The 18,219-nt window shown below is 71.3% G+C and carries 15 protein-coding genes; 8 read left to right on the top strand and 7 right to left on the bottom strand.

The genetic code is table 11. The features are described from left to right. Positions 1 to 3: 3 nt before the first annotated feature. Complete coding sequence (locus tag P2T62_RS21555) at positions 4 to 300, bottom strand: DUF202 domain-containing protein (protein WP_276259082.1); 297 nt, start codon at positions 298 to 300, stop codon at positions 4 to 6. 190 nt (positions 301 to 490) lie between these two features. After that, a complete protein-coding gene (locus P2T62_RS21550) occupies positions 491 to 4,600 on the bottom strand; it encodes a hypothetical protein (protein WP_276259081.1) in 4,110 nt (1,369 codons plus the stop codon). A gap of 411 nt (positions 4,601 to 5,011) precedes the next feature. Between P2T62_RS21550 and P2T62_RS21545 the strand changes: the two genes are divergently transcribed. The 5 genes from P2T62_RS21545 (at position 5,012) to P2T62_RS21525 (ending at position 10,679) form a co-directional block, all read left to right on the top strand. Then, on the top strand, positions 5,012 to 5,647 hold the full coding sequence (locus tag P2T62_RS21545) for a phosphoribosyltransferase (protein ID WP_276259080.1): 636 nt from the start codon (positions 5,012 to 5,014) through the stop codon (positions 5,645 to 5,647). Positions 5,648 to 5,790: 143 nt separating this feature from the next. Beyond that, positions 5,791 to 7,227, top strand: a complete 1,437-nt coding sequence (locus P2T62_RS21540; RefSeq protein WP_276259079.1) for an APC family permease — start codon at positions 5,791 to 5,793, stop codon at positions 7,225 to 7,227. Next, complete coding sequence (locus tag P2T62_RS21535; protein WP_276259078.1) at positions 7,228 to 8,016, top strand: universal stress protein; 789 nt, start codon at positions 7,228 to 7,230, stop codon at positions 8,014 to 8,016. It abuts the gene before it with no gap. A gap of 213 nt (positions 8,017 to 8,229) precedes the next feature. Further along, positions 8,230 to 10,167 (top strand): serine hydrolase domain-containing protein, encoded by a 1,938-nt coding sequence (locus P2T62_RS21530; protein ID WP_276259077.1) that lies wholly within the window; start codon positions 8,230 to 8,232, stop codon positions 10,165 to 10,167. Positions 10,168 to 10,433: 266 nt separating this feature from the next. Next, positions 10,434 to 10,679, top strand: a complete 246-nt coding sequence (locus P2T62_RS21525) for an SDR family oxidoreductase (RefSeq protein WP_276259076.1) — start codon at positions 10,434 to 10,436, stop codon at positions 10,677 to 10,679. A gap of 253 nt (positions 10,680 to 10,932) precedes the next feature. Here P2T62_RS21525 and P2T62_RS21520 read toward each other — a convergent pair whose 3' ends face one another. Beyond that, positions 10,933 to 11,331 (bottom strand): helix-turn-helix domain-containing protein, encoded by a 399-nt coding sequence (locus tag P2T62_RS21520; RefSeq protein WP_276259075.1) that lies wholly within the window; start codon positions 11,329 to 11,331, stop codon positions 10,933 to 10,935. Between the two features lie 459 nt (positions 11,332 to 11,790). Here P2T62_RS21520 and P2T62_RS21515 point away from each other — a divergent pair, with 459 nt between their 5' ends. The 3 genes from P2T62_RS21515 to ribB all read left to right on the top strand — a co-directional run bounded on the left by P2T62_RS21515 (position 11,791) and on the right by ribB (position 14,053). Continuing rightward, a complete protein-coding gene (locus P2T62_RS21515; protein WP_276259074.1) occupies positions 11,791 to 12,564 on the top strand; it encodes an IclR family transcriptional regulator in 774 nt (257 codons plus the stop codon). Positions 12,565 to 12,687: 123 nt separating this feature from the next. Next, entirely contained in the window at positions 12,688 to 13,392 is a 705-nt protein-coding gene (locus tag P2T62_RS21510) for a CTP-dependent riboflavin kinase (RefSeq protein ID WP_276259073.1), read from the top strand. Continuing rightward, a complete protein-coding gene (gene ribB, locus P2T62_RS21505) occupies positions 13,379 to 14,053 on the top strand; it encodes a 3,4-dihydroxy-2-butanone-4-phosphate synthase (protein WP_276259072.1) in 675 nt (224 codons plus the stop codon). Before P2T62_RS21510 ends, ribB begins: the two co-directional genes overlap by 14 nt. 58 nt (positions 14,054 to 14,111) lie before the next feature. On the opposite strand, the gene P2T62_RS21500 is transcribed toward ribB, so the two are convergent. The 4 genes from P2T62_RS21500 to P2T62_RS21485 are packed head-to-tail and all read right to left on the bottom strand — an operon-like array spanning position 14,112 to position 18,206. Beyond that, a complete protein-coding gene (locus tag P2T62_RS21500; RefSeq protein ID WP_276259071.1) occupies positions 14,112 to 14,651 on the bottom strand; it encodes an HIT family protein in 540 nt (179 codons plus the stop codon). A 59-nt stretch (positions 14,652 to 14,710) separates the two neighbouring features. Continuing rightward, positions 14,711 to 16,210 (bottom strand): amidase, encoded by a 1,500-nt coding sequence (locus P2T62_RS21495; protein ID WP_276259070.1) that lies wholly within the window; start codon positions 16,208 to 16,210, stop codon positions 14,711 to 14,713. A gap of 1 nt (position 16,211) precedes the next feature. Beyond that, the gene (locus P2T62_RS21490; protein ID WP_276259069.1) at positions 16,212 to 16,604 is read right to left on the bottom strand and encodes a cupin domain-containing protein; all 393 of its coding nucleotides are present in this window, start codon (positions 16,602 to 16,604) and stop codon (positions 16,212 to 16,214) included. 51 nt (positions 16,605 to 16,655) lie between these two features. Next, the gene (locus tag P2T62_RS21485) at positions 16,656 to 18,206 is read right to left on the bottom strand and encodes an amidase family protein (protein ID WP_276259068.1); all 1,551 of its coding nucleotides are present in this window, start codon (positions 18,204 to 18,206) and stop codon (positions 16,656 to 16,658) included. Positions 18,207 to 18,219 lie beyond the last annotated feature (13 nt).

Here is an 18,219-nt window from a genome sequence, read left to right as displayed (position 1 = left end):
GGACTACCAGCGCCGGAACGGCCGCTCGAACTCCTCGATCAGCTCGCGCGTCCGGCGGTTGCTCCTGACGTAGGAGACCCATCCGGTCACCAGGAAGACGAGGCCGACGAGGACGAAGAATCCGCCCGCGAGATTCGACGGGAGGTCTCCGAACAGGCCGAAGATGGCGACGCCGAAGAGGAACGAGGCGAATCCCGTCCGGATGTGCGAGAGGATGGTCCGCTCCCGGGCCAGTCGGGTCTGTTCCTCGGCGAGGTTCGTGCGATAGCTCTCGTGGTCACCCGGCGTCGACTCGCTCATATGGCCTCTCTCGTCGGGCGACATATTCGGCGTTACCGTTCCGGCTCCCCGCCGCGCTCCGTGCGCGACCACCGCGGAGTGCTGCCGGTTGGGGCCACTCATTCCCGGGGTCCATCGAGGGGACCCGGGTCCCCCGAACTGTCGCCCGGCTCGCCCGGCGTCGGGGACGACCTGGGCGTCGCCGCCCCGTTCAGGGCCTCTCGGGCGGTAGCGGCACTCCCGTGGGGAACCTGACCACGACGTCATCGTCGCCGGGGCCGTTCCCCGGGAACCGGCCGCTCGAACCGGTGAAGACCGCTCCGTCCTCGAACTTCAGCATCCCCTGTCCCGGCGCACAGGGGGCGTTCGGTGTCCGGCCGAACCGGTCTCGACCCGTCTGACCGACCAGTGTCCCGACGCCCTGGACGACGGTGCCGGTGCCGTTGCCCGCCTGCTCGTAGATGCCCGTGCCGGCCTTGTGCGTGACGTTCGTCGGCTCCGGCCCCGCGACCTCGTACTCCAGTCGCTCCACGTCGCCCCCGTCGAACGTCACGTCCGTCAGGACGACCGTCGAGGACTGCACCTGGTCCGACGGGAAGCAGAACGCCACGAACCCGACGGCGTTCGGTCCGGGGACCGGTGCCGGGGTCAGGGTGGGTGTCGGCGTCGCGACGGGCTCCGGCGTCGGTGTGGCCGTGGCTGTTGGTGACGCGGTGGGCGTCGGTGTGGGTGTCGCACAGTCGACCTCGACGGACTCCTCGCCGACGCGGAAGACGTTCTCGTCGAACGCCGAGAGCGTGACGACGGTGTACTCGCCGTTCCCCAGTCCGGTGAAGGTGGTCCCGTCGTTCGCGGGGACGGTCACGCGGCGCTCGAGGTCATCGGGGCCGCTCACGTCGACCTGTACCGGGACGCCGTTCGGGTTCCGCGCGGTCAGCGCGCCCCCGGTCGCCGCGCACTCGGCCGAGATGTCGACCGGGTCGAGGGTCGGCGTGGGTGTGGGTGTTGCTGTCGCGGTCGGCGTCGGTGTGGGAGTTGGCGTCGGCGTTGCTGTCGCGGTCGGCGTCGGTGTGGGAGTTGGCGTCGGCGTTGCTGTCGCGGTCGGCGTCGGTGTGGGAGTTGGCGTCGGCGTTGCTGTCGCGGTCGGCGTCGGCGTCGCGCAGTCGACGTCGACGGACTCCTCGCCGACGCGGAAGACGTTCTCCTCGAATGCCGAGAGTGTGACGACGGTGTACTCGCCGTTCCGGAGTCCCGTGAACGTCGTTTCGTCGTTCGCGGGGACGGTCAGGCGGCGCTCGAAGTCACCGGGCCCGCTCACGTCGACCTGGACCGGGACGCCGTTCGGGTTGGTGGCAGTCAGCGCTCCACCCTCCGCCGTGCAGTCGACGGAGAGCTCGACCGGCTCCAACGTCGGCGTTGGTGTGGCGGTCGGCGTGGGCGTTGGGGTCGCAGTCGGTGTTGGTGTCGGTGTGGGCGTTGCTGTTGGCGTCGGCGTCGGTGACGCGGTGGGCGTAGCCGTGGCTGTTGGTGTCGCGGTCGGTGTCGGCGTGGGCGTCGCGCAGTCGATCTCGACGGATTCCTCGCCGATCCGGAAGACGTTCTCGTCGAACGCCGAGAGCGTGACGACGGTGTACTCGCCGTTCCGCAATCCGGTGAACGTGGTCTCGTCGTCCGCGGGCACGGTCAGGCGGCGCTCGAAGTCACTGGGGCCACTGACATCGACCTGTACGGGGACGCCGTTGGGGTTCCTCGCGGTCAGCACGCCCCCTGTCGTCGTGCACTCGACCGAGACGCGAACCGAGTCGAGCGTCGGTGTGGGTGTCGCTGTCGGCGTCGGCGTTGGTGTGGGCGTGGGTGTCGCTGTCGGCGTCGGCGTTGGTGTGGGCGTGGGTGTCGCTGTCGGCGTCGGCGTTGGTGTGGGCGTGGGTGTCGCTGTCGGCGTCGGCGTCGCACAGTCGACCTCGACGGACTCCTCGCCGACGCGGAAGACGTTCTCGTCGAACGCCGAGAGCGTGACGACGGTGTACTCGCCGTCCCGGAGCGGTCCGAACGTCCGTTCGTCGCCGGCCTCGACGGTCACGCGGCGCTCGAAATCGCCGGGACCGCTCACGTCGACCTGCACGGGGACGTCGTTCGGGTTCCTCGCCGTCAACGCCGCCCCTCGGGACCGACACCTGACGGCGACATCGACCGGGGCGAGCTCCGGCGTTGGAGTCGGTGTGGGTGTCGCGGTGGGTGTCGCGGTGGGTGTCGGTGTGGGTGTCGCGGTGGGTGTCGGTGTGGGTGTCGCGGTGGGTGTCGCGGTGGGTGTCGGCGTCGGCGTCGCGGTGGGTGTCGGCGTCGGCGTCGCGGTGGGTGTCGGCGTCGCCAGACACCGCTCCAGGCTCGGGTTCTCGCGGCGGGCGGCGTCGTCGCCGCGCCGGACCTCGGCGGCGCGGACGACCTTGCCCGCGTTGTCGCCGGTGCCGCCGAACTCGTTGTCGCCGCGGAACCGGCCGCGGAAGGTTTCCTGGGCGCCGTCGGCGAACGTCAGCCGGACGGTGTCGTACGAGCGCGCCACGACGGTCACGGCCGTGCAGTCGAACCGGAACTGCGGGGTGAACGGTTTCGGCGTCGCGGTCGGGGTCTCCGTCGGCGTCGGCGTCGCGGTCGGGGTCGGGGTGGGTTCCGGCGTCGGGGTGGGCTCCGGCGTCGGCGTCGGGGTGGGGACGCGGTCCGGCGGGCACTCGCCGGCCACGACCGCCGCCGCGCCGCTGTCCCGCCCGTTCCGGTCGACACCCGGCGCGCCGACGAGCACGTCCTCGATGCGGTCGCCGTTCGTGTCGTTGGCGGCGGCGACGGCGGCGCCGGCCCGGTCACCCGCCGCCGCGCCGACCAGCCGGGCGTCGGCGGCCGAGAGGTTCCGGGTCCCCCGGTCGGGCGCCGTCGCGTTGCCGTACAGCAGGTACGCCGCGCCCGCGTCGCGGCCACGGCTGTCGTTGCCCGGTGCGCCGACCAGCAGGTCGTCGACACCGTCGCAGGTGATGTCGCCCGATCCCGCCGAGGAGACGGCGTAGCCGGCGCGGTCGCGCGGCGCCTCGCCACGGAACGTCAGGTTGGCCGCCGAGAGCGGGAGGGTCCCGTTGCGCTCCGGGTCGCCGTAGACGAGGGCCGCGGCCCCGGCGTTCCGTCCGGCGCCGTCGTCGAACGGCACCCCGACGACCACGTCGTCGTGGCCGTCGTCGTCGAAGTCACCGGCGCCCGCGACCGACCAGCCGGCGCCGCTCGCGAAATCGGTCCCCGCGAGCTTCAGCCGCGCGTCGCCGAGCGAGGAGCGGTTCGTCCGGTTCTCGGTGACCACGTAGGCGGCGCCGGCCAGCGGGACGGTCGTATCGTTGTTCCGCGCGCCGATCACCAGGTCGCGCCGCCCGTCGCCGTCGAAGTCACCGGCGCCCGCGACCGACCAGCCCGCGCGGTCGAGGACGCCCTCACCGACGTAGGTGGCGTTCGCCGCCGCAAGCGTCCGGTTCTCGGCGTCGAGGCCGAGCGTCTCGTCGGTGAACAGGTAGGCGGCGCCGGCCGCCAGCCCGCCGCTGTCGTTGCCCGGCGCGCCGACGAGCACATCCGACGCCGGGTCGCCGGTGACGTTCCCCGGCACGGCGACCGACCAGCCCGCCCGGTCGCCGCTCCCCGCGCCGTACACCGCGGTTCCGACCTCGCTGAGGTTGGCACGCTCGGGGAGCCCGCTCTTCCGCCCCCCGTCGTCCCTGCCGAACACCACGAACACGGCGCCGCCGCCCTCCGGCGGGTCGCGCGGGCGCTCGGCGCGTGGCGCGCCCACGACGATGTCGCTGAGTCCGTCGCCGTTCACGTCGCCGCCGGCCACCGAGAACCCCGCGCGGTCACCCGCGTCGTCCCCGTACAGCGTGACGTCGGCGGTCGTGGCGTTCAGGCTCCCGTCGTCGACCGGGCCGTAGAACAGGTACACCGCTCCCGACTCGTTCCCGTTCGTGTCGTTCATCGGTGCCGCGACGAGCAGGTCCTCGGCGCCGTCGCCGTTCACGTCGCCGGCGGCCGCGATGGGCCGGGCGTTCTGGTCACCCCCACCGAGCTGGTCCCCGGGGCCGCTCCCGAGGACCGTCGTCCGGGCGTCGCTCAGGTTCACCGTCCCCGAGATGACGCCGCCCGGCTGCGCGCTCGCCCGGTCCGCCGACGCCCCGGCGTCGCCCCCGCCGCCCGGGTCCGCCCCGGACAGCACGATTCCGGTGGTCCCCGCGCCCAGCACGAGGAGGAGCGAGACGACGCTGACCGCAACGAGCCGACCGGCCGACGGCGCTGTCATGGTCTCGGCCCTCTCCGCCTTCGCTCTTCGTTATTATCCGGCATCGGATCCCTAGGCCCGGCGAACGCCGCCGGGAACGGGAACTGAACGCCCCGGTTACCGCCGTGCCGCCGCTATACGCCGGGGTTATCGAGGAGTAAGCTCGGCGCCAGGCCGAGTAATGCGGGCTGTCTCCCCCCGTCCGACCTCGTCGCCCGGGTGCGGCAGCCGTCACGGAACGCCCGCGTTGCTGTCCCCGGAGCGGGTCCACGGGACCCGCACCACCATGGAGACGCTCGGCGCGGTCGGCTTCCTCGCGTCGTCCCCGGCCCTGGCCCCGTTCGTCGCCACGACGGACGATACCGACGACGAGGTCCGACGCTCCCCGGAGTCGGCGCGGCGCTTTTGCGCCTCTGGCGCGTGCTCCCGGATATGTTCCAGGACCGAACGGACGCGGGCGAGCAACTCGCCGACCGTCTCACGGCGCGCGGCGTCGAGGCGGACCTCGTCCTCGCCATCCCGCGCGGGGCGTTGCCGGTCGCGCGGCCGGTCGCCGACCGGCTGGACGTCCCGCTGGACATCATCGCGGCGAAGAAGATGGGGATGCCCGGCAACGAGGAGTTCGCCATCGGCGCCGCCACGAGCGACGGGAGCGTCTGGCTCAACGACGGGATCATCGAGCGCCACGGGGTCGGCGAGGCGTACATCGCGGCCGAGCGCGAGCGGGCGGCCGAGACCGCCCGCGAGAAGCTCGCGAAGTACCGCGGTGACCGACCGGCGCCCGACCTCGCGGGCAAGCGCGTGGTCGTCGTCGACGACGGGGTCGCCACGGGCGCCACCGCGCGGGCCTGTCTCCGGCAGGTCCGGGGGGCCGGCGCCGAGCGGGTCGTCCTCGCGGTCCCGGTCGGGCCGCCGGAGTCGCTGTCCGACCTCGAATCCGAGGCCGACGAGGTCATCGCGGTCGAGGAGCCGGCCCACTTCGGCGCCGTCGGCTCGTTCTACCGCGACTTCGGGCAGGTGTCCGACGAGGAGGCCCGGCAGTACCTCGGCTGGGTCTCGAACTCGTAGCGGCGCCGGTCGCCGCGTCGCGGGGCGGGTCGTCCGGACGAGTTCGCCAGCGAGACGGTCGCTCAGTCGTGCTACCGGCCGTTCCGGGTCCGTGGGTCCGCGTTGGCCCTTGATTTCTTGTCCCCAGCGGGTGCCCTCCCCGTATGGGCACGACCCCCGAGTCGGGGACAGGGACGACGAACAGGGCCGGCGAGGCGCCGGAGCAGGTCGGGCTCTCGACGGAGGCGTCGGCGGAGGCGACCGTCACGGAGGAAGGGACCGAACTCGAACGCTCCATCGGCCTGGTCGGCGGCATCGCCATCGGCGTCGGGACGATGATCGGCGCGGGCATCTTCGTCTTCCCCGGCCTCGCGGCGGGGCGTGCGGGCCCGGCGGCCGCCGGGTCGTTCGCCATCGGGGCCGTCATCGCGCTGCTGGTGGCGCTGCCGGCGTCGGAGCTGGCCACCGCGATGCCGAAATCCGGCGGCGGCTACTACTTCATCTCGCGGGCGCTCGGGGCGCTCCCCGGCGCCGTCGTCGGCATCAGTATCTGGCTGGGACTGGTGTTCGCGACGGCGTTCTACCTGGTCGGCTTCGGGAACTACGCCGCCGCCCTACTCGCCGAGGCGGGGGTGGGTCTCGGCGGGGTCCCCATCGTCATGCCGATGGCGCTGGTGTTCGGCGTCCTCCTCACCGCACTCAACCTGTTCGGGACGGAGAACGCCGCGAAGCTCCAGAACTACGTCGTCGGGCTGTTGCTCACCATCCTCGTGCTGTTCCTGGGGTTCGGTGGCCTCGACGCGCTGGGGGTGTTCGGCAGCCAGTCGACTCCGGAGACCTTCTTCCGGTACGGGCCGTTCCCGATGTTCACGACGGCGGCGCTGGTGTTCACGTCGTATCTCGGGTTCGCGCAGGTCGCGACCGTCGCCGGCGACATCAAACAGCCCGGCCGGAACCTCCCGCTGGCGATGGTCGGGTCGGTCCTCATCGTCGCGGTGCTGTACGTCGCGACCATCTTCGTGGCGACGAGCGCCTTCGGCAGTGCGCGGCTCGAGACGTTCGGCGAGACGGCCATCGTCGAGGTGGCTCGGAACTTCGTCGGGAGCGCCGGCGCGCTTGCCATCCTCCTCGCCGGCCTCCTGGCGACCGTCTCGAGTGCGAACGCCTCCATCCTCTCGACCTCGCGGGCCGTCTTCGCCGTGAGCCGGGACGCCCTCCTGCCGAAGGTCGCGAGCCGGATGAACCTGAAGTACGGCACCCCCCACGTCGCGCTGGCGATGGCCGGCGGCCCGGTCCTCGTGCTGGTCGCGCTGGGCGAGGTGGAGGTGCTGGCCGAGGTCGCCTCCTTCCTCCACCTCGTCATGTACGGGCTGATGTGCGTCGCGCTCATCGCGATGCGCCGTGACGAACCCGAGTGGTACGACCCGGACTTCCGGGTGCCGGCGTACCCGCTCGTCGCGGGCGTCGGTGCCCTCGCGAGCTTCGGCCTCATCGGGTTCATGCAACCCGCCTCGCAGGTCATCGGCATCGCCATCATGCTCGCGGCCGCCGGGTGGTACAAGTACTACGCCGCCGACGTGATGCTCAAAGGGGTGCTCTAGATGTCCGACGACGATCCCGCGCCGCTGGCCGCCGACAGCACGTCCGACCAGGACCTCGACATCCGGGAACCGCCGCGGGTCCTCATCCCGGTCGAGGTTCTGGAGGGCAGGGCCATCTCCGAGCCGCTCGTCGAGTTCCTCGCGCCCGCCTCCATCGTCCTGCTGGGGTATCACGTCCTGCCCGAGCAGACACCGACCGAGCAGGCGAGCATGCAGTTCGAGGAGCGGGCCCGGACCGCGATCGAGGACATCGCGGACGCCTTCCGTGGCGTCGGCCGCGGGGTGGAGACCCGCGTCGCGTTCACCCACGACCGCGACCAGACGGTCGAGCGGGTGGCCGCCGAGGTCGGCGCCACCGCCACCCTCCTCCCGAACCCGACGGGGGCGATCGAGGACGTGGTCGTCCCCATCCGTGGCGCGGTCGACGTCGGCCGCCTCGCGGACCTCGTCGCGACGTTGCTGGCCGGCCGTGCCGGTGCGGTGACGCTCTGGGGACTGGACACCGGCGGCGAGTTCGACGCGGACGCGGCCGTCGAGCGGGCCAGGCAGACGCTGCTCGACAGAGGGCTCCCGGCGGAACAGATCGACACGGAGCACTCCGACTCCGACGCCCCGGTCCGGGACATCGTCGACCGGTCCGACGAGTTCGACATCATCGTGATGGGTGCCGGCGGCCCCTCGCTGCTGTCGTCCCTGCTCGGCGACGCGACCGAGCGCGTCGCGGAGGGGGCGGTGGCGCCCGTCCTCGTCGTCCGGAAGCGTCCCGACCCCCCGGAGAGGACCGAGTGAGCGCCCGTCACCCCGGCCGTCCCGAGTGGCTCCCCGGGGTGGTCGCTGGGGAGTCGTCCCGGGAACGGGTGCGTGCGGTCCGGCGTCCGTCCGGCGGGGACCGGCGCTACGACGGTCGGTGATGAGGGTGCCCGCCCCCCACGGCTCCGCTCCATTACCACCCCGTGAGAACGAGCGCGCGTATTTCTGCCCTCTCGACGTGTCTACTCCGGTATGTGGGCTCCTATCCGTACCTCCACGCTGCTCCTCGTATTGCTCTCGGTCGTGCTGGCGCAGGTCGCTGCCCCGGCCGCGGCTGCCGGCCCGGCCACACAGCCGGCGCCGCCCGAACTCACCGTGGCCGACCTCGAACCGTTCGTGGACGGGCTGGTGACCAGTCAGCTGGAGACGCATCACATCCCCGGCGCGACGGTGGCGGTCGTGAAGGACGGCGAACTGCTGTTCGCGAAGGGGTACGGTCACGCCGACGTGGCCAACGACGTCCCGGTCCGTGCGAACCGGACGCTGTTCCGGGTCGGGTCGGTCTCGAAGCTCGTCACGTACACGACCGTGATGCAGGGGGTCGAGTCGGGCGACCTGGACCTCGATGCCGACGTGAACAGCTACCTCGACGATTCGCCGGTCGAGGTCCCGGCCACCTACGACGAGCCGGTGACGCTCCGGCACCTCGGCACCCACACCGCCGGCTTCGAGGACGTCTACGAGGGGCTGTTCCTGTACGACCAGTCGGCCGTGCAGCCGCTCGGGGAGGCCCTCACCGATACCCGTCCCGCCCGTGTCCGCCCGCCGGGTGAGCTGGCGGCCTACTCGAACTGGGGGGCGGCCCTGGCCGGCCACGTCGTCGCCGAGCGGGCCGACACGCCGTTCGACGAGTACGTCGAGGCGAGCGTCCTCGATCCGCTCGGGATGGACCGCTCGACGTTCCGCCAGCCCGTCCCCGGGGACCTGGCCGACGACCTCGCGATCGGCTACCGGTACCGTGACGGCGCGTTCGTGGCCGGCCGGTTCGAGTACGTCGGGACGCCGCCCGCCGGCTCGATGAGCGCCACCGCGACCGACATGGGCCGGTTCATGCTCGCGCACCTCGGCGAGGGGAGCTTCGACGGCGGGCGCATCCTGGAGCCGGCGACCGTCCGTCAGATGCACAGCCGGCAGTTCACGCACGACGACCGACTGAACGGGATGGCCTACGGCTTCGTCGAGCAGGACCGCAACGGCGTCCGCGCGATCGGCCACGGCGGCGCGACCGAACTGTTCTACACCCAGTTGCTGTTGCTCCCCGGGGAGGAGGTCGGCGTGTTCGTCTCGTACAACGCGCCCGGCGGCGGGGCGGCCGGCAACGCGTTCCTCGAGGCGTTCCTCGACCGCTACTACCCCGGCGAGTCGCCGTCCGCGGTCTCGCCGTCGGCCGGCGCCGCCGACCGCACCGCCGCGCTGGCGGGCGAGTTCCGCGCGACCCGCGTGCCGTACACGTCGTGGTGGAAGTTCGCCGCGATGGCCCAGACCGTCGAGGTCGTCCCGCTCGCCGACGGTGAACTGCTCCTCCGGTCGGCGGCTGCCACACAGTTCGGTTTCGGTGCGACCCGCTGGGTCGAACTCGAGCCGAACGTCTACCGCGAGGTCGACGGCGACGGCCTGCTGGTCTTCCGTGACTCCGACGACGGGATGGTCCTGTTCCTCGACCGCAACCCCGCGGCGGCGTTCCAGCAGCTCCCCGTCCACGAGACCGCCGGGACGACGCTGGTCGTGGCCCTCGGGAGTCTCGCGCTGTTCTCGCTGTCGGTGCTCGGCTGGGGCCTGCTCGCGGCCTACCGCTGGCGCATCGACCAGCCACCGTGGTCACGCCGGACGTGGGCCGCCCGGGGCCTCGTCGGCCTCCTGGTCGTCCTGTTGCTGGTGCTGCTCGCGGCCCTGAACGTCGCCGCGAGCGCTCCGTTCGCCGTGATGGCGGGCGAGCATCCGTTCGTCGACGCCGCGCTCGCGGTCCCGTACCTGGTGGTTCCGGTCGTCCTCGCGATCGTCGGTATCGCCGCGCTCGCCTGGCGCCAGTCGGAATGGGGCCTCGGCACCCGGGTCCACTACACGGGGCTCGCGCTCGCCGGGCTGGTCGTGCTCTGGGAGCTGTCGTACTGGAACTTCCTGCCCGTCTGAGCACGGCGCGCCGGCACGTCCGGTCCGTCGACGGGTCTCGGACGAGATACGTGTCCGGTATCGGCGCCTGTTTCATCCCTGTGCGGGCACGCACAGCCGTCTCTCGGGATGCTGGACACCGCGCTCTCACGCCGCGAGTACCTGGACCGACTCGCCCGCCTGGAAGCGTGACCTCATCGAGGACCTCGGTGACTCCCGGTCGACCGTCGACCGTGCGGTCGAGGCGCTGTGCAGGGCGGCGGCCTCGTCGAGACGGCCGACGACGGGTGGTCGGGGAGACGCTCATCTGCCCGGCGGACGTGACCGACGCCGACGCGGTGGGCGAGGCCCTCGACGCCGTCGTCGACGCCTGTGGTGGCGTCGACACGCTGGTCAACAACGCGCGTGTCGGCCTCCTGAGCCTGTACGGTGGGGGCAGACCGCCCCACGAGATCGACCCCGCGGACTGGAAGCACATCATCGCCGTGAACCTCCACGGCGTCGTCCACTGCACGAAGGCGGTCGTCCCGTAATGCTGGATGCGGGTCGCGGGAACCTCGTGAACGTCCCGGTCGGCAGGTCCGTGGCCGGGGCCATGGGTGTCCCGGGGGTCCTGGTGTGTCCGCTTGCGCCGACGAGGTCGAATCAGACGAGATATATCCTTGTAGAGAGGGGTACTGGTTCTTCGAGGACGATCCGTCGATGCATCGGTTGAGGCGGGTGGAGTAGTCGGATTGGGGATCCGAGGCGGCCAACGGTTACGATGGTAGTTCTTGGACTCATTCCTCAGGTGAGGAACTCCCGGCCGACGTGGGCGGCCGAGTACTCGACGCCGAACTCCTCGCTGATCCGTCGCCGGAGGCGGTCCGCCGTCCATCGCTCGGCCCCCTCTGGGGGGTCCGAGAGCCACGTCTCGACCGCGGCGCGTTGCTCGTCGGTCAGCTTCGGTGGGCGCCCCGGACGGTGGTCGTCCTCCAGCGCGTCCTCGAGTCCGCGCTCCTCGAAGCGGTCGAGCCAGTAGTAGACGGTCGACTGCGGGATGCCGTACCGGGCGGTGAGCACGTCGACGTCGACGCCGTCCTTGTACGCCAGCGCCACCATCAGTCGTTTGGCTCCCTTGGCCGTCTCCACCTCCGAGAGTGCCGCTCGCAACCGCGCCCCGTCGATACCCTCTAGCTTGACCATCCTGGTCGGATCTGGGGACGGTCGTTCTAAATCTTTTCGTCGGGCAGTGTTACAAATATTTAAATTGAATAACTCGTTGTGAGGGCCCCGCGATGTCGGCCGCATCCCTCGTTAGGGTCGCGCTCGGCAGGGGGCATTACATGAGTAATACTGTAATGGATGGGGCTCCCTGTGGGATCGCGCTCGGCAGGGAGCATTACATGAGTAGTACTGTAATGGCTGGGGCTCCCTGTGGGGTCACGCTCGAATCGCCCAGGACTAACACGAGTAACGATGCTCGCGACTTCGCCCCCGCGCGTCCGGTCGGGAGCGGTGGACCGTGGGGGATCGACGGCCGGCGGGAATGTGGATAGATAACAATGAACGTTCGATATTCCTGGAGGCTCCGAACGGACGGTGCCACCCTGGTCCACAGTCGGCGGGCGAAGATTTAGGTGGGAAGGAGCCGTCCCTCGACTCATGACGGACGATACGACGAACTCGCGGGGAATCAAGACCGCCGAACGGGTGTTCGATATCATCGAACTGATTCGCGACCTCGACGGGGCCACCACGAGCGAGGTCGCATCCGGGGTCGACATCGCGAAGAGCACCGCACACGAGTACCTGCAGACGCTCGAATCCCGCGAGTACCTCGTCCGCGAGGGGGACACGTTCTACCTGAGCCTCCGGTTCCTCGACCACGGGATGCACGCCACCAACCGGTTCCCGTCCGAGCGTGTCGTCCGGCCGGTCATCGACCGGGTCGCGGACGAGACCGAGGAACTGGTCTGGTTCACCGTCGAGGAACACGGCCGCGTGATAGACCTCTACCGGTCGGCCGGCCAGCGGGCGCTCACCGTGGGAGCGTGGGTCGGGAAGCGGAGCCACATGCACCACCTCGCCGCGGGGAAGGCCATCCTGGCTCACCTCCCCGAGTCGCGCGTCCGGGAGATCCTCGAGACCCATGGGCTGCCCCGGATGACCGAACACACCGTCACGGACCCGGAGGCGCTGCTCGCGGAGCTCGAGACGATCCGGGAGCGCGGTGTCGCGTTCAACGACGAGGAGACGACGCTCGGGATGCGTTCGGTCGCCGTTCCCGTCCTCCAGGAGGAGGCCCCCGTCGGGTCCATCATCGTGACGGGCCCCGCGAAACGCATGAAGGGAGACCGGTTCCGGACGGAGCTTCCGGACCTGCTCCTCGCCGCGAGCAACGAACTCGAGCTGAAGCTGCTCGCGGAGTCGACATGAGCTGTTAGATATATCCGAACCGGATCACGAGCCCCTCCGACACCAAGTTTTATTATGGCGTAACGATATCGTTACGGCACGGCTGCCGGCGTGCTAACGCTGTACACAGAAGTTCACCGAACCATGATGATCGCGCCACGCGAACACGACTCGATAGACTACAACGAGCTGGCGACGCTCAAACAGCTCGCACTCGACGGCGGACTGGGGCGGCCGGTCCACGTCTCCTGTAGCGAACTCTCGGGGAAACTCGGGGTCTCGGCCCAGACGGTCTCCCGGCGGTTGCGCGAACTGGAGGAGACCGACCACGTCTCGCGGCAGCTGGTCGACGACGGCCAGAACGTCAGCATCACCGAGAAGGGTGAGTCCGTCCTGCACGGGGAGTACTACGAGTACCGCCGCCTGTTCGCCGCCGGGGACGAACCGACCCTGGCCGGGACCGTCACCGACGGGATGGGTGAGGGCAAGCACTACATCTCGCTGGACGGGTACCAGCGCCAGTTCGAGGCGCGGCTGGGGTACGAGCCGTTCCCCGGGACGCTCAACGTGGCCGTCGGCGACGACACCCCCCACCGGGACCGGCTCCAGACGATGGCCGACGGCGTCCGCATCGACGAGTGGAGCGACGAGGAGCGGACCTACGGCGCCGCGACCTGCTACCCCGTGACCGTCGAGGCGGGCGAGGGGGAGTTCTCGCCGGCGCACATCCTCGTCCCCGACCGGACCCACCACGACGAGCGGATCGTGGAGGTCATCGCGCCGGTCGAACTGCGGGCCGAACTGGCCATCGACGCCGGGAGCGAGGTGATCCTCCGTGTCGCAGAGTGAACCCGTGCCGGAGGCTGCTTCGAGCGTGGAGCGGGCCGTCCGGGCGTTCCGTACCGGATCGCCCGTCCTCGTTCACGACTTCGACGACCGCGAGGGGGAGACCGACCTCGTCTACCCGGCTGCCGCGGTGACGCCCGCGGACGTGGCCCGACTCCGGAACGACGCGGGAGGGCTCGTCTGCGTCGCGCTCGACGAGGCCACCGCCGCGGCGTTCGATCTGCCGTTCCTCGCCGACGAGTTCGACCACCCGGCCGCGTCGAGCGACCACCTCTCGTACGACGAGCGGTCCTCGTTCTCGCTCACGGTGAACCACCGGGACACGCGCACGGGCATCCCCGACGAGGACCGCGCGCTGACCATCTCGGAACTGGGGGCGGCGGCGGCCGCCCCTGCCTCCGTCGATTTCGCGGCGACGTTCCGCGCGCCCGGCCACGTCCACCTCCTCCGTGGCGCGTCCGGCCTCCTCGCCGAGCGCCGGGGCCACACGGAGCTGAGCCTCGCCCTGGCCCGTGCGGCCGGCCGGGCCCCCGCGACGGTCGTCTGCGAGATGCTGGACGACGAGACGGGCCGGGCGCTCCCCCCGACCGCGGCCCGGAACTACGCACGGGCGGAGAACCTCGTCTACGTCGAGGGCCGAGACATCGTCGCCGAACTCCAGTGACCGCCCCGCGACTGCGGTCGGGTCGTCCCGTTCGTTGCTCCTGCTCGCCGCCCGCCAGTCAGCCGTCGACCCGGATCGCACCCTCCGGTTCCACGCCCCCTGCCCCGGCGACTCTCCGGAACTCCTTGCGGAGCTTCTCGTAGCTCTCGTCCAGCGCCTCGACGATGACCTGCGTGTCGGCAGTGGTGGGCATGAAGGTGGCGTCGCCCTCCCACCGTGGGACGACGTGGACGTGGAGGTGGTCCTCGATGGAGGCGCCGCCGGCCTTGCCGATGTTCATCCCGACGTTGAACCCCTGCGGGGCGTAGACGTTCTCCAGCGTCTCCATCGTCGCGCTCTGGAGGCGGTCCAGCGCGAGCATCGTCGTCTCGTCGAGGTGGTGGTACTCCCCCACGTGGTCCGTCGGGACGACCATCGAGTGTCCCGGCGCGTACGGCGCGTTGTTCAGGACGACGTAGGCGTGGTCGTTGCGGGCGAGGATGCGGTGCTCGCGGTCGTCTCCGTCCGCCAGCCCACAGAGAACACAGCCGTCGAACGTCTCCTCCCTGTCGTCGCGCTGGACCCACTCCAGGCGCCACGGCGCGAACATCTGGTCCATGGGCGGATATCTCGGTACCGGCGTATAAGTGTGTTGGGTGGTGTCACACGACGTGATCGTCAGACGACCGCCTCGACCGCCCGCCCCGCGTCGAGGACCGTCCCGTCGTCGAACTGCTCCCCGACGAGCATCAGGCCGACCGGCAGTCCGTCGACGGGGTCGACCGGTACCGACAGGGCGGGGTGGCCGGTGGCGTTGAACGGGCAGCAGTTCGCGAGGCTCCCCCACGCGTCGTCGATGAACGCGACGCGGTCCTGGTCGGGGACGTACTCGTTCGGGAGCTGGGGCGTCGTCGGCATCGCCAGCACGTCGAACGGGGCGAGTGCCTCGTCGTAGGCGGCCACCAGTTCCCGACGCAGGTTCATCGCCGCCGCGTAGTAGGCGGAGTGGTACGCCTCGCTGCTGTACGCGCCCAGCAGGAGCGTGTACTTGACCGTCGGCGGGAAGTCCCCGCCCTGGGCGCGCCGGAACTTCCCGAACGCCTCCACCCACCCCTCGTCGTACCAGCCGAGCCAGTTGTGTCCGACCCCCTCCCCAACCATCGCAGCGTAGGTTCCCTCGGCGAGCGCCACGTCGTAGACGGCCTCGGCGTCGTCGTGTTCGGGCAGCGAGATCTCCTCAACGCTGGCGCCCGCGTCCGCGAGCGCGTCCACCGCCGCCCGGACGCGCTCCTCGACCCGGTCGTCCGCCTCCGGCCGGGTGAATCCCTGGCTCACGACGCCGACCGACAGCGACGCCGGGTCCGGATCGAGGTCGCGCGCGTAGTCGCGCTCCGGCACCGTCCCTGGCTGTCGGGGGTCGTCAGGGTCCCGCCCCGCCATGACCGTCAGCGCCCGAGCCGCCGTCTCCACGTCCGCCGCCATCGGGCCGACGTGGTCGATGGTGTTCTCGATGCCGACGATGCCGGTGTAGGGGACCAGCCCGTGGGTGGGCTTGTGGCCGACGATGCCACACCACGCCGCCGGGACGCGGATGCTCCCGCCCTGGTCGGCCCCGATTGCGAGGTCGGCCTCGTCCTCGACGACGGCGATTGCGCTCCCGCCGGAGGAGCCGCCGGCGAGGCGCGACGGGTCGTGGGGGTTCAGCGTCGGCCCGAACGCGCTGGAGTGGCCGTTGCCCGTGAACGCCATGTCGTCCATGTTCGTCTTCCCGACAACGTCCCCCCCGGCGTCGAGCAGCCGCCGGACGACGGTCGCGTCGTGGTTCGGGACGTACCCCTCGACGACCCGCGACCCGCAGGTCATCTCGACGCCGGCCACCGCGACGTTGTCCTTGACGGCGATCCGCCATCCGTCGAGCGGTCCTCCGTCGTCGCCGGCGACGTGACACGCGGTGATCCAGGCGTTGTACGGGTCGTCCTCGCGGACTCGCCGGCCGCTGTCGCGCTCGCGCGTCGGCGTCGACCGGTAGGTCCCGCGCAGGTCGCGGACGGTCTCGTAGGCCTCCAGCCCGTCGGCGAGCAGGTCGCGGAAGTCCGCCACCTCCTCGTCCGAGAGGTCGAGGTGCAACCGCTCGCCCATGGCGCGGACGTCGGCCTCGGTCGGGGGGCGGAGCGCCATCTCACTCGCCCTCCGTCCCGGTCGCTCCCTCGGCTGCGTGTCGCTCGGTGACCCACGACTCCCAGTCGAGATCCGTCCGCGGCGGGCTGAAGATGTCGATCCCCAGTACCGTCTCCTCGCCGCGGTTGACGGCGGCGTGGCCCTCGTGGGCGTCGATGGTGTAGGTGTCGTCCGGCCCGGCGGTCACCTCGGTCCCGTCGTCGAGCAGGAACGTGAGTTCGCCGGCGAACACGTACCCCAGCTGCTCGTGCTCGTGCTGGTGGCGGGGGACGCGGACGCCCGGGTCGATGGTGTAGTGCAGGATACTGGTCCGGTCGCCGGCGGCGAGTTCCGCGAGCCGGAACCCGTCGTCGACGGTTGGTCTGTCGACGTCATCGAGGCTGACGAGACGCATACCCTCATCTCTCCAGGGAGTGTGTTAACAGTTGTGTCCCGCCCCGTCGCCTCAGCGGATCGCGGCCCGGGGGTCCCAGTCGACGGCCGCCTCGGCGGCCGCGCCGGCCCGCACGAGCGTCTCCTCGGCCCCCTGCCCGGCGACGAGCATCAGCCCGACCGGCAGCCCGTCGCTCGTCCCCGCCGGGACGGAGACGGCGGGATGGCCCGAGAGGTTGAACGGCATCGTGTTCTGGGTCCGCCCGGCCTTCCCCTGCGACCGGCTCACCAGCTCGACACGCGAGAGGTCCGACTCGATCTCGAACGCGGTGGTCGGCGCGGTCGGCATCGCCAGGACGTCCACCCCCTCGAGTGCGGCCTCGTACTCCGACGTGAGCGCCTGGGCGAGGTTGACGGCCTTCGTGTAGAACCGCGAGTGGTGGTGTTCGCGGAGGTAGCCGCCGAGCAGGCAGAGCTGCTTGACCGTCGGCGCGAAGTCGTCGGCGCTGGCCCGCCGGGCCTTCGCGAACTCGGCGGCGAACTGCCGGTCGCGTGTCCCGCCCACGTAGTGGCCGACCCCCTCCGCTTCCCACATGGCGGCCAGGTCCTCGACCTCCACGCCGAGCGCGATGAGGACGCCGTCGGCGTGGCGGGGGACCGACACCCGCTCGACGCCGGCGCCGGCGTCGGCGAGCCCGTCGATGGCCGCCTCCACCGTCCGGTCGACGCCGGGCTCGTTGTGCTCGGTCCCGAACCCCTCCTCCAGCACGCCCACGGTGAGGCCGTCCGCGCCGGCGTCGAGCGACCCCACGTAATCGCCGGGCGACATCCCCCGCGACCGCGGGTCGCTGGGGTGTGGCCCCGCCAGCACCTGCAGGAGCTTCGCGGCGTCCTCGACCGTCCGGGCCATCGGGCCGACGTGGTCCCACGAGACGCCCTGCTGCATCGCGCCGGTGTACGGGACCAGGCCGTGGGTGGGCTTCAGGCCGACGCAGCCCGACCACGCCGCCGGGACGCGCAGCGACCCCGCCTGGTCGGTCCCGACGGCGACGTCGACGTCGCCGGTCGCGACGGCGACCGCCGACCCCCCGGAGGAGCCGCCGGCGAGGTGGTCGTCGGAGTGGGGGTTGATGATGGGGCCGGTCGGCGTCGGCTCGCCGCTCCCCGAGACGGCCAGCGCGTCCATGTTGTTCTTGCGGGTGACCGTCGCGCCGGCGTCGAGGAGTCGGCGGACGGCGACGGCGTCCTCGCTCGGGACGTACCCCTCCAGGGCGACCGACCCGGCGGTCATCTCGACGCCGGCGACCGCGATGTTGTCCTTCACGCCGACCTCGTACCCCGCGAGCGGGCCCGCGTCCGCGCCGCGTACCTCGCAGATCCGCAGGTGCGCGTTGTTCGGGTCCTCGTCCGTCCCCGGCCGGTAGCCCGGGTCCCGCTCTCTCGACGTGTGCTCGCGCTTCGGCTCCGTCATCGCGGCGATGGCCTCGTACACCGCCAGCTGCCCCGAGACGAGCTCCATGAAGTCAGCCAGTTCCTCCTCGGAGAGGTCGAGATGGAACCGGTCCGCGGCCGCCCGCAGCTCCCCCTCCGTGGGTGGGCGGACGGTGGGTGGTAGGTGTGACACGGAGTAGCGTGTA

Origin of the sequence: Haloglomus litoreum (assembly GCF_029338515.1) — an archaeon.
In the GTDB taxonomy this organism is placed as follows: domain Archaea; phylum Halobacteriota; class Halobacteria; order Halobacteriales; family Haloarculaceae; genus Haloglomus; species Haloglomus litoreum.
The sequence above is the reverse complement of the archived record's forward strand: the minus strand, read 5'-3'. Positions and strand labels throughout refer to the sequence as shown.

Excerpts from the sequence above, each read along its gene's own strand:
- P2T62_RS21555 (WP_276259082.1), bottom strand. The coding sequence starts at position 300 with ATGAGCGAGTCGACGCCGGGTGACCACGAGAGCTATCGCACGAACCTC.
- P2T62_RS21550 (WP_276259081.1), bottom strand. The coding sequence starts at position 4,600 with ATGACAGCGCCGTCGGCCGGTCGGCTCGTTGCGGTCAGCGTCGTCTCG.
- P2T62_RS21545 (WP_276259080.1), top strand. The coding sequence starts at position 5,012 with ATGTTCCAGGACCGAACGGACGCGGGCGAGCAACTCGCCGACCGTCTC.
- P2T62_RS21540 (WP_276259079.1), top strand. The coding sequence starts at position 5,791 with ATGGGCACGACCCCCGAGTCGGGGACAGGGACGACGAACAGGGCCGGC.
- P2T62_RS21535 (WP_276259078.1), top strand. The coding sequence starts at position 7,228 with ATGTCCGACGACGATCCCGCGCCGCTGGCCGCCGACAGCACGTCCGAC.
- P2T62_RS21530 (WP_276259077.1), top strand. The coding sequence starts at position 8,230 with ATGTGGGCTCCTATCCGTACCTCCACGCTGCTCCTCGTATTGCTCTCG.
- P2T62_RS21520 (WP_276259075.1), bottom strand. The coding sequence starts at position 11,331 with ATGGTCAAGCTAGAGGGTATCGACGGGGCGCGGTTGCGAGCGGCACTC.
- P2T62_RS21515 (WP_276259074.1), top strand. The coding sequence starts at position 11,791 with ATGACGGACGATACGACGAACTCGCGGGGAATCAAGACCGCCGAACGG.
- P2T62_RS21510 (WP_276259073.1), top strand. The coding sequence starts at position 12,688 with ATGATGATCGCGCCACGCGAACACGACTCGATAGACTACAACGAGCTG.
- P2T62_RS21500 (WP_276259071.1), bottom strand. The coding sequence starts at position 14,651 with ATGGACCAGATGTTCGCGCCGTGGCGCCTGGAGTGGGTCCAGCGCGAC.
- P2T62_RS21495 (WP_276259070.1), bottom strand. The coding sequence starts at position 16,210 with ATGGCGCTCCGCCCCCCGACCGAGGCCGACGTCCGCGCCATGGGCGAG.
- P2T62_RS21490 (WP_276259069.1), bottom strand. The coding sequence starts at position 16,604 with ATGCGTCTCGTCAGCCTCGATGACGTCGACAGACCAACCGTCGACGAC.